This window comes from Agrobacterium sp. a22-2 (assembly GCF_012276985.1).
In the GTDB taxonomy this organism is placed as follows: domain Bacteria; phylum Pseudomonadota; class Alphaproteobacteria; order Rhizobiales; family Rhizobiaceae; genus Allorhizobium.
This window is the reverse complement of the sequence record NZ_JAAXMM010000010.1, coordinates 181,712-196,747: the sequence shown is the minus strand read 5'-3', so window position 1 is coordinate 196,747 and position 15,036 is coordinate 181,712. Positions and strand designations below refer to the sequence as shown.

The 15,036-nt window shown below is 62.9% G+C and carries 16 protein-coding genes; 4 read left to right on the top strand and 12 right to left on the bottom strand.

The genetic code is table 11. The annotated features are described in order from the left end of the window. The first annotated feature begins 234 nt into the window (after positions 1–234). The gene (locus HFC70_RS17130; protein WP_168474489.1) at positions 235–1,140 is read left to right on the top strand and encodes a hypothetical protein; all 906 of its coding nucleotides are present in this window, start codon (positions 235–237) and stop codon (positions 1,138–1,140) included. A 78-nt stretch (positions 1,141–1,218) separates the two neighbouring features. On the opposite strand, the gene HFC70_RS17125 is transcribed toward HFC70_RS17130, so the two are convergent. From HFC70_RS17125 to HFC70_RS17075, 11 genes are all read right to left on the bottom strand, one after another. Continuing rightward, entirely contained in the window at positions 1,219–1,839 is a 621-nt protein-coding gene (locus HFC70_RS17125; RefSeq protein ID WP_168474488.1) for a riboflavin synthase, read from the bottom strand. Then, on the bottom strand, positions 1,839–2,933 hold the full coding sequence (gene ribD, locus HFC70_RS17120) for a bifunctional diaminohydroxyphosphoribosylaminopyrimidine deaminase/5-amino-6-(5-phosphoribosylamino)uracil reductase RibD (protein ID WP_168474487.1): 1,095 nt from the start codon (positions 2,931–2,933) through the stop codon (positions 1,839–1,841). The genes HFC70_RS17125 and ribD overlap by 1 nt, the downstream gene beginning before the upstream one ends. 3 nt (positions 2,934–2,936) lie before the next feature. After that, complete coding sequence (gene nrdR / locus HFC70_RS17115; RefSeq protein ID WP_168474486.1) at positions 2,937–3,413, bottom strand: transcriptional regulator NrdR; 477 nt, start codon at positions 3,411–3,413, stop codon at positions 2,937–2,939. A 10-nt stretch (positions 3,414–3,423) separates the two neighbouring features. Further along, the gene (gene glyA / locus HFC70_RS17110; protein WP_168474485.1) at positions 3,424–4,713 is read right to left on the bottom strand and encodes a serine hydroxymethyltransferase; all 1,290 of its coding nucleotides are present in this window, start codon (positions 4,711–4,713) and stop codon (positions 3,424–3,426) included. A gap of 138 nt (positions 4,714–4,851) precedes the next feature. After that, positions 4,852–5,187: a hypothetical protein gene (locus HFC70_RS17105; RefSeq protein WP_168474484.1), complete on the bottom strand. Its 336-nt coding sequence runs from the start codon at positions 5,185–5,187 to the stop codon at positions 4,852–4,854. Next, on the bottom strand, positions 5,171–6,244 hold the full coding sequence (locus HFC70_RS17100; RefSeq protein WP_168474483.1) for a hypothetical protein: 1,074 nt from the start codon (positions 6,242–6,244) through the stop codon (positions 5,171–5,173). Before HFC70_RS17100 ends, HFC70_RS17105 begins: the two co-directional genes overlap by 17 nt. A 3-nt stretch (positions 6,245–6,247) precedes the next feature. Beyond that, positions 6,248–6,652: a DUF4383 domain-containing protein gene (locus HFC70_RS17095; RefSeq protein WP_168474482.1), complete on the bottom strand. Its 405-nt coding sequence runs from the start codon at positions 6,650–6,652 to the stop codon at positions 6,248–6,250. 15 nt (positions 6,653–6,667) lie between these two features. Next, positions 6,668–8,167 carry an FAD-binding oxidoreductase gene (locus HFC70_RS17090; protein WP_210259305.1) on the bottom strand — a complete coding sequence of 500 codons (1,500 nt, stop codon included), beginning with the start codon at positions 8,165–8,167 and terminating at the stop codon, positions 6,668–6,670. A gap of 149 nt (positions 8,168–8,316) precedes the next feature. Then, complete coding sequence (locus HFC70_RS17085) at positions 8,317–9,645, bottom strand: murein L,D-transpeptidase (protein WP_168474480.1); 1,329 nt, start codon at positions 9,643–9,645, stop codon at positions 8,317–8,319. A 305-nt stretch (positions 9,646–9,950) separates the two neighbouring features. Next, complete coding sequence (locus HFC70_RS17080) at positions 9,951–10,460, bottom strand: MarR family winged helix-turn-helix transcriptional regulator (RefSeq protein WP_168474479.1); 510 nt, start codon at positions 10,458–10,460, stop codon at positions 9,951–9,953. Between the two features lie 130 nt (positions 10,461–10,590). Beyond that, positions 10,591–11,028, bottom strand: a complete 438-nt coding sequence (locus tag HFC70_RS17075; protein WP_168474554.1) for a DUF6163 family protein — start codon at positions 11,026–11,028, stop codon at positions 10,591–10,593. A gap of 156 nt (positions 11,029–11,184) precedes the next feature. Between HFC70_RS17075 and hemB the strand changes: the two genes are divergently transcribed. The 3 genes from hemB (at position 11,185) to HFC70_RS17060 (ending at position 13,762) form a co-directional block, all read left to right on the top strand. Further along, positions 11,185–12,204: a porphobilinogen synthase gene (gene hemB, locus HFC70_RS17070; protein ID WP_168474478.1), complete on the top strand. Its 1,020-nt coding sequence runs from the start codon at positions 11,185–11,187 to the stop codon at positions 12,202–12,204. A gap of 74 nt (positions 12,205–12,278) precedes the next feature. Continuing rightward, positions 12,279–12,737, top strand: a complete 459-nt coding sequence (locus HFC70_RS17065; RefSeq protein ID WP_168474477.1) for an RDD family protein — start codon at positions 12,279–12,281, stop codon at positions 12,735–12,737. A gap of 263 nt (positions 12,738–13,000) precedes the next feature. Beyond that, positions 13,001–13,762, top strand: coding sequence for an arginyltransferase (locus tag HFC70_RS17060; protein ID WP_168474476.1), 762 nt, complete (start codon positions 13,001–13,003; stop codon positions 13,760–13,762). Between the two features lie 75 nt (positions 13,763–13,837). Here the strand turns inward: HFC70_RS17060 and HFC70_RS17055 are convergent, their stop codons facing one another. Continuing rightward, positions 13,838–14,953 carry a nitroreductase family protein gene (locus HFC70_RS17055; protein ID WP_210259304.1) on the bottom strand — a complete coding sequence of 372 codons (1,116 nt, stop codon included), beginning with the start codon at positions 14,951–14,953 and terminating at the stop codon, positions 13,838–13,840. Between the last annotated feature and the right edge of the window lie 83 nt (positions 14,954–15,036).

Below are 15,036 nucleotides of genomic sequence, written 5' to 3'. Positions count from 1 at the left end.
TCATGGCGCGGGGGCCGAATGCATTTTCGGGCCCCTTGTCCTTGAGGAACAAAACCGCGCCTCCACGGTTATCGGGTCAGCGAAAGCGGCTTTGTCGCTCTCGCAGTCTCACAAAACAAAACTCAGCATTGCTGACAGGAGGACATCATGGGTCGTGGTATTTTGCTTTGGTTTCTGGGGGTTCCGATCCCGCTGATCATCCTTATCATGCTCTTCTGGCGCTAGGGGGTGGAGATGGCCATACCAGTCTCCTCCTCCACCAACGTCATGCCGGTCGAATCGTCGAAATCCGCCGTATCCTGGGGTGCGATCATCGCAGGTGCCGTGGCCGCATCGGCCATTACCGTGGTCCTGCTGCTGGTCGGCTCGGGCCTCGGCCTGGCGATGGTGTCGCCGTTTTCCGGCGAGAGCAGCTCGCTCGTCACCATCGGAGCTGCCACAGCCGTCTGGCTGATCATCGTGCAATGGCTGTCGGCCGGGCTCGGCGGTTATCTGACCGGCCGTCTGCGGACGAAATGGGTGGGTATCCATACGGATGAGGTCTTCTTCCGCGATACCGCCCACGGCTTTCTCGGTTGGGCACTCGGCACCCTTCTGGTGGCCGGCGTTCTGAGTTCGGCCGTCTCGTCGGCCATCGGTGTCGGTGTGCAGGCAACTGCCACTGCGGCAGGTGCAACCGGTGCGGCCGGTATTGTCGCCGCATCGCAGGCCGATCCGAGCGGCAACGGCTTCTCGGTCGACTATTTCACCGATTCGCTGCTGCGCCCGGCAAACCCGGCGGCCGTTCCGGCCGGCCAGGCCGACGAACAGATTACGGCTCAGGTCTCACGGATCCTGGTCAATGGCGCCGTCGACGGTACCATGCCGGACGCTGACAAGGCCTATCTGTCGCAGGTTGTCGCCACCCGCACGGGACTGACCGAGGCCGATGCCCGGACCCGGGTCGATGCAACCCTTGCCACGATCGAGGAAACCAAGGTTGCCGCGCAGGAAGCTGCCGACACCGCCAAGAAGACGGCAACCACCGTCTCTCTGATCGGGGCCCTGTCGCTGCTGGTCGGCGCCTTCATCGCCAGCGTTGCCGCAGCCCTCGGCGGTCGCCAACGCGATGAAGAAGAAGACCTGATGGTCGTTCGCTAAGCTGACGACGTCACACAAAACAGACAAGGCCCGGGCATCTCTGCCTGGGCCTTTTACATATCTGAAGCAGGTTGCCCCTTATTCCGGCCGCGCGGCCGGGAATTCCGCAAGCCTGGCGGCATAGCGCGCCATGGTATCGACCTCGAAATTGACGAAGTCGCCTACCTTTCGCTCACCCCATGTCGTGACTTCCAGCGTATGACGGATCAGCAGCACATCGAAATCGCAGTGATCGACCTTGTTGACGGTCAGCGATGTGCCGTCGAGGGCCACCGAGCCCTTCGGCGCCACGAAGCGCGCCAGTGGCTCCGGCACCCGCAGGGTGTAGCGCGTCGCGTCGCCTTCAGCGGTGACGGCGATTATCTCCGCCTTGCCGTCGACATGGCCAGAGACGATATGGCCGCCCAGTTCGTCGCCGATCTTCAGCGAGCGCTCCAGGTTGATATGGGTGCCCTTGGCCCAGGACGCGATCGTCGTCAGGCGCAGCGCCTCTTCCCAGGCCTCGACCTCGAACCAGCGGGCATTGCTGCCCTCTTCCGGCAAGCCGGTCACGGTCAGGCAGGTGCCGGAATGGGCGATCGAGGCGCCCATGTCGATGGTGGCGGGGTCGTAATTGGTGGCGATCCGCAGCTTCACACCCTCTTTCAAGGGAGTAACGCTCTCAACGGTGCCGATATCGGTGACAATGCCGGTAAACATCAAAAGGCTCTTTCAAAACAATCGCAGAGATCCGCACCGAACCGCTTTTGGCGGTGATGGGAGAATTCATCGGGTATATTGGCTGTTGTCAGCGGCGATGCAATGCCGTCCGTGCCGATTTTGCCCGGCCCCTGGAACAGCAGGATACGATCGACGAGACCTGCGTCAAGAAAGGCGCTCGCCACGCCTGCCCCGCCTTCGACCAGCAGGGACGAGACGCCGCGCAAGGCGAGCGTCATTAGCAGGTCAGTGAGCGATCCGACCTCTATCACCTCGACGCCCTCAGATTGAAGGGCGGTACGGCGTTCATCGTAATGAGTGCCACGGGCAAGACGAGCGGAGGACGTCGCGATCACGACCGGCACATCCCGCGCAGTCCGCACCAGCCTTGAGGTTAGAGAAAGCTCCAGACTGCGATCAAGAACGATGCGGACGGGCGACCGCGATTCGAGGCCCGGAATGCGCACCGTCAGTTCCGGATCGTCGGCCAGCGCCGTGCCGATGCCGACCAGGATCGCATCCGTCTCGGCCCGCAGGGACTGAACGGCAGCGCGCGACTGATCGCCGGTGATACGGACCTGGCCGGCGCCTGCCCGGCCGATCATGCCGTCAGCCGATACGGCAAGCTTCAGAATCACATAGGGGCGTTTTTTCGTCTGGCGGGAGAGGTAGTAGGCGAGCGCCCGGCGGGCCGGCTGCTCCAAGACGCCCGTCGTCACCTCTATGCCCGAATCCTCGAGGATCTTCAGGCCCCGGCCCGACACGCGGGGATCGGGATCGGTGACGGCCACGACGACGCGGGTTATGCCGGCCTCCACCAGCGCATTGGCGCAGGGCGGCGTGCGGCCGTGATGGGAACAGGGTTCGAGCGTGACATAGGCTGTCGCCCCCCTCGCCTGTTCGCCGGCATCGGCAAGCGCCTGCGTTTCGGCATGGGGCCGACCGCTCAAGGCCGTCACACCGCGGCCGACTATCCTGCCGTCCTTGACGATGATGCAGCCGACGGAGGGATTGGTGGAGGTCTGTCCCAGATGGGTCAGCGACAGGCGGATTGCGGCCGCCATGTAGCGCCGGTCATGGGAGGAGCCGGACAAGGCTCACTCCCCACCGCTGTCGCGGGAGATTTTTGCGTTGATTTCGGCGATGACGTTTTCGAAATCCTCGGCATGGGAGAAGTCGCGATAGACCGAGGCATAGCGCACGAAACCGACATCATCGAGGCTCTTCAGGGCTTCCAGCACCTGCAGGCCGATTTCCTCGGACGAGATTTCGGTTTCGCCGGAGCTTTCCAGCCGGCGCACGATGCCCGACACCGCCCGCTCGATGCGGTCGCGGTCGACCGGGCGCTTGCGCAGTGCGATCTCGAAGGACCGCACCAGCTTGTCGCGCGCGAACGGCACCTTGCGGCCGGTCTTTTTCAAGACCATCAGTTCACGCAGTTGCACCCGTTCGAAGGTCGTGAAGCGGCCACCACAATCAGGACAGATGCGACGCCGGCGGATGGAGGTATTATCCTCCGCCGGGCGCGAGTCCTTGACCTGGGTATCGTCAGATCCGCAGAAGGGGCAGCGCATCGGCTCTCCTTTAAAGGTACGGATACATCGGGAAGCGGTTGGTCAGGCCTATGACCTTTTCGCGCACCGATGCTTCCGCCGCCGCATTGCCCTCGTCCGAATTGGCGACCTTCAGGCCGTCGAGAACCTCGACGATCAGGTTGCCGATCTCGCGGAACTCGGCTTCCTTGAAGCCGCGGGTCGTGCCGGCCGGCGTGCCGAGACGGACGCCGGAGGTGACGAAGGGCTTTTCCGGGTCAAACGGGATGCCGTTCTTGTTGCAGGTGACGTAAGCGCGGCCAAGAGCTGCCTCGGCGCGCTTGCCGGTGGCGTTCTTCTTGCGCAGGTCGACCAGCATCAGGTGGTTGTCGGTGCCGCCCGAGACGATGTCGAGACCGCCGGCCACCAGTGTTTCGGACAGCGCCTTGGCGTTCTTGACGATCTGGGCGGCATAATCCTGGAATTCCGGCTGCAGCGCCTCGCCCAAGGCAACGGCCTTGGCGGCAATGACATGCATCAGCGGGCCACCCTGCAGGCCGGGGAAGACGGCGGAGTTGAACTTCTTGGCCAGATCCTCGTCATTGGTGAGGATCATGCCGCCGCGCGGTCCACGCAGCGACTTGTGGGTCGTGGTGGTGGCGACATGGCAGTGCGGGAACGGCGACGGATGCTGGTTGCCGGCGACGAGGCCTGCAATATGCGCCATGTCGACCATCAGCCAAGCGCCGACTTCGTCGGCGATCTCGCGGAAACGCTTCCAGTCCCAGATGCGGGAATAGGCGGTGCCGCCGGCAATGATCAGCTTCGGCTTGTGCTTGCGGGCACTCTCGGCAACGGCGTCCATGTCGAGCAGGTTGTCGCCTTCGCGCACGCCGTAGGACACGACGTTGAACCACTTGCCGGACATGTTAACCGGCGAACCGTGCGTCAGGTGACCGCCCGAGTTGAGGTCGAGGCCCATGAAGGTGTCGCCCGGCTGCAGCAGAGCCAAGAACACGGCCTGGTTCATCTGGCTGCCAGAATTGGGCTGCACGTTGGCGAAATTGACGCCGAACAGCTTCTTGGCGCGCTCGATGGCCAGTTCTTCGGCGATATCGACGAACTGGCAGCCACCGTAGTAGCGCTTGCCCGGATAACCCTCGGCATATTTGTTGGTCATGATCGAGCCCTGGGCTTCGAGCACGGCGCGCGACACGATGTTTTCAGAGGCGATCAGCTCGATCTCGTGGCGTTGCCGACCGAGCTCCTTTTCAATCGCGCCAAAAATGTCCGGATCGGCTTCGGCCAGCGGGCGGGAGAAGAAGGCATCGGTGTTCGACATGATTGCAGGCTCCTGAACGGGTTGATGCCAAGGGGTCTTAACGTTCCGCACGGCTTAGAGCAATACGGGGAACGACATTTGCGCATCAAAGAGCGATGGACGGTCGAAAGGCCGCAGATTGCCGTTTTGGCCGACGGCTCAGCCGCCCAGATCAAGGCAACCGTTGCGCAGCGCCGGCAGCACCAGCCAGGCACCGGAGGCATAGAGGCTGCGCACGAAATGCGGCGCCTCGCCCGTCACGATCACGCGGCGCGGACCGCCGCCAAGCATGCCGGCCCCCTCGGGCAGATGCGAGGCGGCTGTCGGGCCGATGACGATCACTGCCGGCACCAGCGGCCCGGCCAATGCCGTCACAATTGCCATGGCGGCAATCCAGCCGGCCAAAAGGGCGATGAGCACGGCAAGGCTGCGGGCAAGCCTAGGGCCGAAGGCGCGACCGATCGAGCCTGCGCCGGCCTCAATAGTCATAGACATGTTCAAGCGTCGCCTGCCCGGCCTTCACTTCGGCAAACAGCGCCGCCAGATCAGCCACCTTGGTCTTCAACAGCAAGCGGTCACCGGCAAACCCATCGCGGTGGATGCGCGAAATCACCTCGGCTCTGTCGAAGACAGGCTCGGCGTCGACGCTGTCGGTTACCACCGATACCATGATGTCGTCATTGCCGGCGATTTCGCTGACCATGCCGCCCCGGTCGGCGATCTGCCGCAGGATGTCGGTGAAGGCCCGGTAGCGCGGCGTCTCGATGACCAGATAGGCCGGTGTCTCCTGGATGATCGTTACATCGGGGATCGCCGAGAGTTCGGCCACCGGCAGACCCCTGACGACCGAGCGGATCGAAAGCTTCGCCTCGCCGGTTGCCATCACGGCCTGCTCGATCGCGCTGGCATAGGCGACCTTCGCCTTCCATTCGCCGCCCAGCGCCAGCCGGCGCTCCCAGCCGCGCACGCTGTCGGCCGGCTCGGCCCAGAGGCCGTCGATGGCTCTCTGGAAATCGTACTTGTACCAGGGCGTCTGATGCAGGAAGCGGCCGTAGTCTTCGGCCATGCGCGCCGCATAAAGATCCTGCGGCGTCTTGTCCGGGCCGCGGACCAGCGCGAAGAGATGGCCGAGCGTTTCCTCATAGGCCGCCTTCATCGCCATTTCGAGCGTGAAGCTGACGCCGATCACATGGATCGTGCTGCGGGTCGCCCCGTCAGCCCCGCCATGGCGGCCGGCTTGCTGATTGAGCGCGCAGAACGACGACCAGAAGCTGGTAACGCTGCGCAGATAGCCGAAGGCATGCTCGTCATTGGTCGCAAGCACATGGGCGAGCCCTTCATAGGCATAGACGATATGCCATTCGGGATAGGTCAGGTAGCTGTTGGCCTCGGCGCGCTGAAACTCCGGCTCGGTGATCAGCGGCCGAAAACTCTGCTCCTCAGGGTTGGCCTTGCAGAAGGTCTCTACATAACCGACCGGCAGCAGGAGAAGCACGATACCGAGGACCGCCAGGCCGACCAGCCATTTCAAGGCACGCAACAGAAAATCCATGCCTCAGGCCTCCCGGCGAAACAGATAGGCCGACAGCACCGCCCCGCCGCCCAGCGCGATATGCGGCAGGTTGGCCAGGATCTTGAAGCCGAAGGGCAGGTCCTGGATTCCATAGTTGAGAATTCCAAGATCGAGATACCCTGATCCGGTCGCCAGCCCCAGCAACCCGTCGCCGAGATAGAGAATGCCGAAATAGAGCAGGAAACTGCGGGCCGCACGGCTGGAGAGATAGGCGGCAATGCCCGCCCAGAGGGCCGAGACCAGATGCAGCAGATCATCGAAGATATCGAGCGCGAAAATACCGAAGGCGCGGCCCTCGGCGTCCGTCAGGCCGGGTATATAGTTGAGGCTAGCCGCCACCAGCAGGGCCACCATATAGAACAGAGCAATCCAGCGCAGCTTGGTCATCGTCTTCTCCCGGCCTCACAGGGCCGCAATATAGTTGTCCCAGAGCCCGTTGCGAAACAGCAGATCGGGATCGAGCCGGCGTTTGGCCGCGGCAAATTCCGCGGCCCGGCCGTAGCCGCGCACGAACTGGTCCGGCCGCGCATGCGGCCGATAGGGCAGATAATAGGTTCCGCCGATCTCCAGCACCCGTTCGATCAGCGCCGCGGTCATGCGCGCCATGTCGCCTTCGCCGCGCACCGTCATTTCCTGCGAAAACAGCATGACGGCCGCGATGCGCGGCTCGGTCGCATAGGCCAGCACGCTGTCACGATCGGTATCGACGAAACGCAGGGTGACGTTCAGCAGTTCCTGGTAGGACGACGGGATGATGTCCCGGCAGGCGGCCACGAAATCGGCGAACCGATCCGGCGAGACGAAATATTCGTGCAGGATATCGGTGCGCGTCGCATCGCCGTCGTCCAGCGTCACCGCCGGCTCGTTCATCAGGCTGTTGCGGGTGGCAAGGCCCGAGGCCATGCTCGGGCCGATGGTGGTCTCCATCGCCCAACGCAGGGTCTTGATGCGGTCCGATTGAAGCTGCGCCCGGAAAATCTTTGCCGCGACATGGCTGACGATGCCCGAACCGCTGGCGGCCGGCAGTTGCGACTGGTCCTCGGCCGGCCGATAGGTGATCAGCAGCGCCTCGTCGAAAAAGGAGCCGATCGTCACGTCGAGCCGGCCATAGGCCATCTCGATGGTCGGATCGGATTTCAGCACCTCGACGAATCGCTTGCCGAACTGGTCGCCCGGCATACGCTCGAAAGTCGGCTCCAGATTACGGTTCGGCACGATCTCCATTTCCAGCTCGACAATGGCGCCGACCAGACCGTAACCGCCCATGGCGAGGTTGAGCAGTTCGGTATTTTCCGTGCGCGAGCAGGTCGCCAGTTCGCCGGAGGCCAACATCAGCAGGATCGAACGCACCGTGCTGCCAAAGGCGCTCCACGGCACCGGCCAGCCATGGGCATTGACCGAAAAGGTGCTGGCCACGCCGAAATCATTGTTGGACTGCATGACTTTTGGCGAGAAGCCGATGGCGTCGAGCCTTGCGATCACCTCGCTCCAGCGCATGCCGGCCGAAACGCGGCAGGTCTTGTTCTGGGTGTCCGCCTCCAGCCAGCCCTTGTCGAGCGTGACGACGGAGCCGTTCGCCACGAGGCTCTGGCCGCCCATGGAGTGGCGGGCGGCGCTGACGACAACCGGCCGGCCCGCGCTGCGCGCCTGCGCAAGTTCGGCCTGCAGGCTCGTAACCAGCGCTTCGCGCCGATCGTTCGCAAGGGTCACGTGCGCTGCCACCCGCGTCGGGCTCAACAGGCCGGCATCGTTGAGAATTTCCCCCTCACCCGGCATCGGTTCGGCTGGAAAGACGGAGCCTGCCGGTCGGTCGTTCCGCATCACGGTTCGGGTCACCAGACCACCGGCCAATGCTCCCGCCCCGATCAGCACCGTCCTGCGCGCAATTGGCCCCACCGGCATGTCCCCCGCTTGATCAGATCGTCCCGCGGCCTGTCCGGCCGCGGCGATATCTGCCTTGTACGAAGTTCGTTCATCGGCAGCAAGCCGGCACAAAAAAGCCGCGCTCCTTGGCGGGCGCGGCCTTTGTCTTAAAAAAACGTCAAAAGCGACTATTGCGGCAGGATGTCGTCTTCGACCGAGCCGGAGATCTGTTCCTGGCCGATATTGGTCTGCAACGCCAACTGCTGGTCGCCGTCCTTCTCATAGATGTCATCGCGGAACTGCACGACGCGGTCCTTGGCCGACCAGGCGGTGATGTAGACCCAGTGCACGCCGATCTCGTCGGAGACCTGGATGGGAGTATTGACGCGGCTTGCGATCACCCGCTCGATTTGCTGGCGGTTCCAGCCAGGGGTGTTCTTCAGCACCCAGACGATCAGGTCGCGGACGTTCTGCACGCGCACGCAGCCGGAGGATTCGAAGCGCATCAGCTTGTTGAACAACCCTTGAGTGGGCGTGTCATGCATGTAGACGGCGTCGGGGCTCGGGAAGTTGATCTTCGTCGAGGACATGGCGTTGATCTTGCCCGGGTCCTGGCGGAACATCAGGTTCGGCGCCTTCGGCGCGAACCAGTCGACGCTTTCCGGCGCCACTTCGTTGCCGTTGCCGTCGATCAGGCGGATGCTGTTGCGCGCCAGATAGGTCGGATCCTTCTGCATCAGCGGCACGATGTCCTTTTCGACGATCGAGCGCGGCGCGGTCCAGTAAGGATTGAGGATGATGTCGGAGACCTTGGAGCTGACCAGCGGCGATGGGCGGCTGATACGACCGACGATCGCGGAATTGCGCAACGCGACCTGGTCGTTCTCAACGGCCTCGACATAGGCAGCCGGAATGTTGACGACGATGTAGCGGGCCTCCAGCGGCTTGGCGAGCGTATCCTGCAGGCGCTGGAAGTTGACGTTGAGCTGGTTGAGGCGAACGTCTGCCGAGATGTTGAGGGCCTTCAGCGAGAACTCGCCGAGCACACCGTCTTCCGGCAGGCCGTGACGCGACTGGAAGCGCTTGACGGCGCCGTCGACATAGCTGTCGAAGGAATTGGAAAGGCCGGCCGAGCGCGGCAGATCGCCCGAGATCATCAGGCGCTGGCGCAGCACCTGGACCGAGGGATCGACGGCGCCAAGGCGCAGCTTGATGCTCGGATTGACCTGCGGCCAGCCGCCATTGGCAACGATCGTCTGGTAATCGGTGATCGCCTGCTGCATGTTGATGAAATTGTTGGGGCTCAGCATCGGATTGTTCGAAACGACGCCGGCAACCGTGCGAGAGGCCTTGGCGTCGAACTGGTCGTCCCAGTTGCCGCGCCGCGGCGCATTGATCAATTCGTCAATCGCCGTCTGGGCCATTGCCTGGCCAGCCAGAACCGTTGCACCGGCTGCTGCCACACCACGCAACAAAGCGCGACGCGAGACGGCAACCATTCCTGTCTTTTTCGACATTTTTCCTACCGCTTCCTATTCCGCCATCATCCCACGGGCTTACACGCACATGGTTAAGAAAAAGCGACGAACACTCGCCGCCGACCAGCAAGCCTGGAGCTTACATCGCCCATTGAGCGATGCTCCGACCCTTAATACTTAACCTCAGCGGCTCCCATATCAATATGGCCAAAGCGTGTCAGGTGGATTGTGCTCACAAGAGTGTGTTGCGGTTGTGCCGGGTGGTGGATGTCGGAAACGACGAGCGGCCGGATACGCGTCATGCGTACCCGGACCGAGCTCCAATCGGAGGAAGAGGTAACGCCTTACAGGCGATACATGATCGAGTCGTTCCAGAAACGGTCGAGGCGCTGCAGCAGCTTGTTCATGTTGGTGAACTCGTCCGTGCCGATGCCGCCGACCTTCTGGATCGAGCCGATATGGCGGTCGTAAAGCTTGGCGACGGTCTCGGCCACGTCCTGGCCCTGTTCCGTCAGGCTGATGCGAACCGAGCGACGGTCGACACGCGAACGGGAGTGGTTGATGAAGCCGAGGTCGACCAGCTTCTTGACGTTGTAGGAGACGTTGGAGCCGAGATAGTAGCCGCGCGAGCGCAGTTCGCCGGCGGTCAGTTCCGAGTTGCCGATGTTGAACAGCAGCAGGGCCTGGACGGCATTGACGTCGTTGCGGCCCTGGCGGTCGAACTCGTCCTTGATGACGTCGAGAAGGCGGCGGTGAAGACGTTCCACCAGGTGCAGGGATTCCATGTAGAGAGAACGGATCGTCTGTTCTTCAGGATCGATGGCGATCGGCTGTGGCTTGATTTTCGTGTTCATTGTGTCTGCCTCACTGTTTTAGCGGCGGCTCTTGTTGTTTTGCCCGCCTTGAGAGACACACTATCCAATGCGAATAAAATTCTACTTAAAACGCAGGCTTAACAGGAACTTACCGTCAACCGACCTCCCATCAGGGTAAATCAACTCTTATTTCCTGCGCCTTGTGTCGCTTTTCAAGCCAGAGCGCGGCACGAAAGACCATATAGACCACCGCCACCAAGAGATGCATCGGGACGATCAGCGCGTTGTGTCCGAAGATCTCCGGCCAGACGCCGTGCATCAGGACCTGGCCGCCGGCCGTGACAACCCAGATCACGGGGCCCCAGGATACGGCCATCCACAGGCCAAGCGCGGCGACGGGAAAGCCGACAGCCAGGCTGGAGGCCGCCACCTTCCACGGCAGGCTGAGCAGATCGAAGCGGGCGTGCCCCTGCAGAGAATAGCCGACCAGCATGGACCAGTATTGAATGCCCAGCCACAGGCACGAGATCGCCACGATGCGCAGGAATGCGACAAACAGCGTCTCGGTCAGGCTTCGTTTTGGCACATGTGCAGAATCATCTTCCATATCTGCGAAGATAGGCGCAGCGACGATCTGCCGCCAGTCTCCAGCCCGGCACGGCGGGCCTTGGAGTGTGCAAAACTTTTCCGCCATGATATGCAGCCCGCATATCCGATCACATTCGGCCGATTTCGGGCTTTCAAGACAGCGGGGCGCAAATCCATGCAGGACAAGATACATCTGGTCGACGAGATCACCGGCCACCGCCGCATGCGGCGCAACCGCAAGGCCGACTGGACGCGCCGTCTGGTGCAGGAAAACCGGCTGACCGTCGACGATCTGATCTGGCCGATCTTCGTCATTCCCGGCACCGGTATCAGCGAGCCGATCGCCGCCATGCCGGGCGTCAACCGCATGACGGTCGACAAAGCAGTGGAAGCGGCCAAGGCTGCCGCCGATCTCGGCATTCCGGCGCTCGCCACCTTTCCCAATATCGAGATGGAGTTGCGCGACGAGACTGGTTCCCACATCCTGGAAGCCAATAACCTGATCAACCGGACGACGGCCGCCATCAAGAAGGCGGTGCCCAATATCGGTGTCATCACCGACGTCGCGCTCGACCCTTTCACCAGCCACGGCCATGACGGCATCCTGCGCGGCGACGATATCGTCAACGACGAGACGGTCGAGCAGATCGTCAAGGCGGCCATTCTCCAGGCCGATGCCGGCGCCGATATCATCGCGCCCTCCGACATGATGGACGGTCGCATCGGGGCGATCCGCCGCGGGCTGGATGCAAACGGACACCAGTCGGTCGGCATCATGTCCTATGCGACAAAATTCTCCTCCGGCTTCTACGGTCCCTACCGCGAGGCGATCAGCACCGGCGGCCTGCTGAAGGGCGACAAGAAGGCCTATTACATCGACCCGGCCAACGGCACCGAGGCGATCCGCGATGCGGCGCTGGACGTCGAAGAAGGCGCCGACATGCTGATGGTCAAACCCGGCCTGCCCTATCTCGACATCTGTTGGCGCCTGAAGGAAAGTTTTGGCCTGCCGGTCTTCGCCTATCAGGTGTCGGGCGAATATACCCAGATCAAGGCCGCCGCCATGAATGGCTGGATCGACGGCGAAAGGGTGATGATGGAAACGCTGTTGTGCTTCAAGCGGGCCGGTTGCGACGGCATCCTCAGCTATTTCGCCATGGACGTGGCAAAGCTGCTCGACAAACGCGGCGGCTGACCGGCGCTCACGGATTGTAATGTCGACGGCTCTTCCCCATATTTCATTGGAATAACGCGAAAGGAAGCCGTCCCATGAGCCTCGACCCGAACCCGTCCTATGCCGCGCCGGAAGACTGGCGAGCCTATAGCGGCGTGCTGTCGCGCCGCGTGTTCGCCTTCCTGATCGACTATCTGCTGGTGGCGGCCCTCTGGGTGCCGGCGGCCGTGCTGGTGTTCTTTCTCGGCATCCTGACGCTGGGGCTCGGTTTCCTGCTTTATCCGATCCTGTTCTTCGTCGTCGCCGGGCTCTATTTCGGCCTGTCACTGGCCGGTCCCTCGCAGGCGACGCCGGGCATGCGGGCCATGGGCATCGCGATGATCCGGCTCGACGGCCAGAAGATCGACTTCATCACCGCGATCGCTCATCTGGCGCTGTTCTGGATCCTCAATTCGGTGCTGACGCCGCTGATCCTCTTGGCCGGCCTCTTCACCGAACGCTCGCGTCTCGTGCACGACCTGCTGATCGGCACCGCCTCGATCCGCACCAACTGATCCACCGCCCCCTGACGGAGCGGTGCTTACGTGCCGCTTGTTCCGATCGCCTCCGCTGGCGAATCGGTCGACTACAAAACCCTGATGGTCTGATCCGATTGCAGTTTGTGCCCTTTCTCCCCCGACAGATCCGGCCGTTACTGCGCCAGACCGGACCTTTTGCGCGCGGGACCCCCATCGCCGCCATCATCCGGTTGACGTTTTTCATTCTTTCGCCATGCTAATGGAATCTGGCGTCCAGCACGGCCCACGGCACAGGTGAGATGAACACACAGACACCGACCTCTCCGCAATTCTATCTCACGGCGCCGGCTGTCTGCCCGTACTTGCCCGGAGAAATGGAGCGCAAGGTCTTTACCCACCTCGTCGGCCCGCGCGCCACCGACATGAACGACCTGCTGACCCAGGGCGGCTTTCGACGGTCGCAGAACATCGCCTACCGGCCGGCCTGCGAATCCTGCCGGGCCTGTATTTCCGTGCGCATCCTCGCCAAGGAATTCACGCCGACGCGCTCGATGCGCCGCGTGCTTGCCGACAACCGGGATATCGTCGCCACCGCCTTTCCCGCCCAGCCCTCCACCGAACAGTTCTCGATCTTCCGCCGCTATCTCGACCATCGCCATCAGAATGGCGGCATGTCCGACATGTCGGCGCTCGATTTCGCCATCATGGTGGAAGACACCCACGTCCGGACGCGCATCATCGAATATCGGCTGCGTCCGACCGGCCCGCACCAGGACAAGGGCGAACTGATCGGCGTGGCCCTGTCCGACATGATGAGTGACGGGCTGTCGATGGTCTATTCGTTCTTCGATCCGGCCCATGCCAAGCGCTCGCTCGGCACTTTCATGGTACTCGATCATATCACCCGGGCGCAGACCCTCGGCCTGCCGCATGTCTATCTCGGCTACTGGGTCAAGGGCTCACGCAAGATGGACTACAAGATCCGCTTCCTGCCGCAGGAACACCTGATGAACCAGGGCTGGGAACGAGTGGACAGCGCGCCCGGGACCGACAGCGAGTGACGGTGACGCCTGGCACCTTGAAGCGGCATCGAAGAAGCAGCGCACTGCCGGCACAAATCCTGCCAACTGCATGGTTCAGGCGACCAGCACCGCCTCGACCGGACGGCGGGCCGAGAATGGCAGGACCTGGCTGGTCCGGCCGAACCGCAGGACGATATCCGGGCGACGGGCGCCAAGCCCTGATATCGCGGCCAATTGCGGGCGCAGGCCGGCCACCTCAACGGGCTGGTTGACGAAGGCGGTCTTGAGGCCAAGGGCGGTCGCCATCAGGCAGAAGCGCTGGCAGGCGCGGCCGACCGCCATCCAACCGGCGGGACCTTCGCTGACGGCCGAAAACACGGCGACGCCGGCCGAACTGTCCATCTGCCGGGCATATTTCTCGTTTTCAGCCGGCGCCTTGAACACCAGGTCGAAGGCCGTCCGGCCCAGCCATTCCGGCAAGGCGGGATTGCCGCTGGCCGCTGCATAGAGGCCATCTCCGGTCTCGCGGGCGGTTTTCGGGCTGAAGCGCAGCCAGTCCTTCAATTCCCGCAGGAAGGCCGGGTCGGCCATCTGGGCATCGTTGCCGGCGATCACGAGATCGCGCACGGCATCGATCTGCGGGCGATCGGTCAGCAGCACCAGATCGACGCCGGGTACCAGCGACGCCGTCTTCAGATGCGCCAAGTCTTCCGCGGCGACGGGCTTACCGTCATAGAGCGCGCGGCAGGATTGGCGGCGGGGAATGGCTTCGAACATTGCCGTATCGTCGGCGCCCGGCGCAAATGTGCCGGACAGCCTGACCGAGGCACCGGTCTGCCCGTCTTCGCCGATCACCACATTCGTCCCCTGCCCGCTGGCGCCGGCCGCCAGCACCAGATTTTCAAGCGCGCAGCCGAGGCTGACATAGAGATGGTGATCGTCAGGATCGACCACCGGCGTGCGGCGGGCGATATCCGGAGAGATGGCAATTTCGTCCGGGCCGATCCGGAAGCGCCAGGGCTGGGTATTGTGGCCATTGGCGGCAAGCGTCGCATAGCGCACCAGCGCATGGGCGTCCGCCGGGCCGGACAGTGCTGCCCGCTGATCTTCCACATAGCGCCGGTAAGCCTCGGCGGAAGTGCGAAAATCAAGCACGGACGCCCCGACGCCCAGCGCCAGCACACCGCCTGCCCCGGTCAAAACCGCTCGCCTGCTGATCGATATGGACATCGGCCGTCACTCCTGTCGTCAAACGGACACTACCCGCTGCGATAGGCGCGACCTTGATCCCGGTCAAGCCGAGAGGCTACCGT